We start from the raw sequence: 2,965 nt of genomic DNA on the forward strand, positions 1-2,965 counted from the left end.
CGCGCGTCGTTATCACGACCGCCACCCCTTCCACCGGTTGCTGCACGGCGGCCGTTGCAGTCGCGGTCAGGTCCAGGCCTGGGCGCTCAACCGCTACTGCTACCAGGCCGTGATCCCGCTCAAGGACGCCGCCCTGATCGCCCGCTGCGACGACCCGGCGGTGCGGCGGGCCTGGCGCAGCCGGCTCGCCGATCACGACGGCGGCAGCAAAAACCAGGAGGGCGAGGGCGGCGATGGACGAGGCGGCGAGGGCGGTCTCGCCCGCTGGCTGACGCTGACCGACGGCCTCGGCCTCGCGCGCGAGATCGTCGTCTCGCGAGCGCAGGCGTTGCCGGCGAGCCGGTTCGCGGCGCTCGCCTATCTGGATTTCGTCCGCAGCCGGTCGCTCCTGGAGGCGATCGCGTCGTCGCTCACCGAGCTGTTCTCGCCCGCCGTCATCGGCGAGCGCATCGACGGCATGCTGAAGCACTATGATTTCGTGACGCCGGAGACGCTCGCCTATTTCCAGGCGCGGCCGCCGCAGGCGTCGCGCGACAGCGCGTTCGCGCTTCGCTACGTCAAGGCGCACGCGACGACGGCGGTTCTGCAGCGGCAGGTCCAGGACGCGCTGGTGTTCAAGTGCGAGGTGCTGTGGTCGATGCTCGACGCGCTCTATGCGGCCTATGTGACGCCGGGCCACATCCCGCCCGGCGCCTTCGTGCCGGAGGCTCGTGACACGGTCGCTCCCGTCGTCCCGGAGGCGACATGATGGAGGAGGACACGGTCCCGGCGGATGCGCGGCCGCGGCTCGCCCGCGGGGTCCGGCTGACGAGCAGCGCGGCGCATGGGGGCCCGGTGCTGCTCGCGCCCGAGCGGATTCTGAAGCTCGACCACGTCGCCGCCGACATCCTCGGGCGTTGCGACGGCAGTGCGACCATGACCGAGCTCGTCGACGCCCTCGCGAGCCTCTATCAGGCCCCGCGCGAAAGGGTCGCGGGCGATGTCGCGACGCTGCTCCGGGCGCTCGCCGACAAGCACCTCGTGGATCTGTGACGTGGATGCGCTGCCGCCGCCGCTGGGGCTGCTCGCCGAGCTGACGCATCGCTGTCCGCTCGGCTGTCCCTACTGCTCCAACCCGCTCGCGCTCGAGCCGCGCGCCGACGAGCTCGACACCGCGACCTGGCGCCGGGTCTTTCACGAGGCTGCGGCGCTCGGTGTTCTCCAGCTCCATCTGTCGGGCGGCGAGCCGGCGCTCCGTCCCGATCTCGTCGACCTCGTCGCCGCCGCACGGGCGGCCGGCCTCTATACCAACCTGATCACGTCGGCGGTCGGCCTCGGCGAGCAGCGGCTCGCCGCGCTCGTCGCGGCCGGCCTCGATCACGTCCAGGTCTCGATCCAGGACGTCGACCCGGGCGAGGCGGATCGCATCGCCCGCCGGCCGGGGGCGTTCGCGCGCAAGCGCCGGATCGCGGAGGAGGCCGTCCGGCTGGGCCTGGCGCTCACCGTCAATTGCGTGACCCACCGCGGCAATATCGGCCGCATCCCGGCGATCGTCGCGCTCGCCGAGGCGCTCGGCGCCGGACGCGTCGAGATCGCCCACGCCCAGTATCACGGCTGGGCGCTGGCCAACCGGGCCGCCCTGATGCCGACACCCGATCAGGTCGCGGCCGCTGGCGCCGCGCTCGAGGTGGCGCGCGCGGCCGTGCGCGGCCGTCTGATCGTCGAGGCCGTGATGCCGGACCACCACGCCGGCCTGGCGAAGCCGTGCCTCGGCGGCTGGGGTCGCCGGTCGCTGAACGTGACGCCGTCCGGCCTGGTGCTGCCATGCCATGCGGCCCAGACCATCCTGGGACTGGAGTTCTGGTCGGTGCGTGACCAGCCGCTCGAGCACATCTGGCGGGCGTCGCCGGCCTTCGCGGCGTTCCGCGGCACCGACTGGATGCGCGAGCCGTGCGCGAGCTGCGCGTGGCGCGACCACGACTTCGGCGGCTGCCGGTGCCAGGCCCTCGCGCTCACCGGCGACGCGCGCGCCACCGATCCGGCCTGCCGGCTGTCGCCGCACCACGCGATCGTCGTCGGCCTCGCCGCGGGAATGGACGACGCGCCGATCCGCTGGCGCGGCTGATCCCGCCCGCGCAGGGTCCGGCCGAGATGGCGCTCCGTCCCTCGAGTGGGGATCGCGCCACGTCGTCTCGCCGCCGTGATCGGCAGCGTCCAGCCGATCATCCTGCTGACAATGTCCTAGACGGTGCGGCCCTCGCGCACCGCCGTGACGATCGTCTGCCACCATCGCGGCTGTCTCATAGGAAGCTGCGGTAAGCCCCGGTTCTGCGCCGTGGACCTCGCGGCATTCCTGACGCGGTTGAAGGACGCCGCGGCGGTCTCCCACACTGTTGGGGTCCGCAGGCGAAGAGCTTGATCCTCGGTTTCGCTCGCGTGCAGCCGACATCGAACGGTTCTGGAAGGCACTTTGGCAGTTTTGCGGACTGGCGAGAGGGCCGTCTCATTCCGAGCCGGGCGCACCGGGGTTCGGGAGGACGCGCCAGATCGCTGCCACGGCGACGAGGCGACGGCGAGCACCATTTCGAGCCGAATGGAGCTGTGGCGCAGCGCGACGGCCTGCCATGAGGCCGGGGCCTGATCGCGAGCGGCTCCGGTCGACAGGCCTGCCGGCAGCGCGTCGGGCTTCGATCAGCGCGCTTGTACCGACGAGGCCACACTGCGCTTTTGTGTCCCCGGTGTGTCCCGGCGGGAACGCAGGCGTGATCCGCCTCGATGCCGGTTTATCTTTTGATTGAATTTCAGATATTTAGATGGTGCCAGGGGCGGAATCGCAAAAAACGCATAGCTCCTTGAGGGGGCGGCCGAATCGGAGTTCGGTTTTGGTCGGTACCCCAGGCACCTACCCCCACATTTTTTCAGTACGGTGGTTCGGGTCACGCGCCGGGGCAGGAAGGCCTGCCCAGAGGTCGACCGTAAGCGGTCT

The 2,965-nt window shown here is 71.1% G+C and carries 3 protein-coding genes; all 3 read left to right on the plus strand.

All coding sequences use genetic code 11. The features are described from left to right. Positions 1–748: pyrroloquinoline-quinone synthase PqqC (gene pqqC / locus ABTU92_RS28210; protein ID WP_408094898.1), on the plus strand; the 748-nt coding region annotated here is incomplete at its 5' end. Next, on the plus strand, positions 745–1,032 hold the full coding sequence (gene pqqD / locus ABTU92_RS28215) for a pyrroloquinoline quinone biosynthesis peptide chaperone PqqD (protein WP_408094899.1): 288 nt from the start codon (positions 745–747) through the stop codon (positions 1,030–1,032). The genes pqqC and pqqD, both read left to right, overlap by 4 nt. A gap of 1 nt (position 1,033) precedes the next feature. After that, the gene (gene pqqE / locus ABTU92_RS28220; protein ID WP_408094900.1) at positions 1,034–2,104 is read left to right on the plus strand and encodes a pyrroloquinoline quinone biosynthesis protein PqqE; all 1,071 of its coding nucleotides are present in this window, start codon (positions 1,034–1,036) and stop codon (positions 2,102–2,104) included. The last annotated feature ends 861 nt before the right edge of the window (positions 2,105–2,965 follow it).

The sequence above is a fragment of the Rhodoplanes sp. SY1 genome (assembly GCF_046000175.1).
In the GTDB taxonomy this organism is placed as follows: domain Bacteria; phylum Pseudomonadota; class Alphaproteobacteria; order Rhizobiales; family Xanthobacteraceae; genus Rhodoplanes.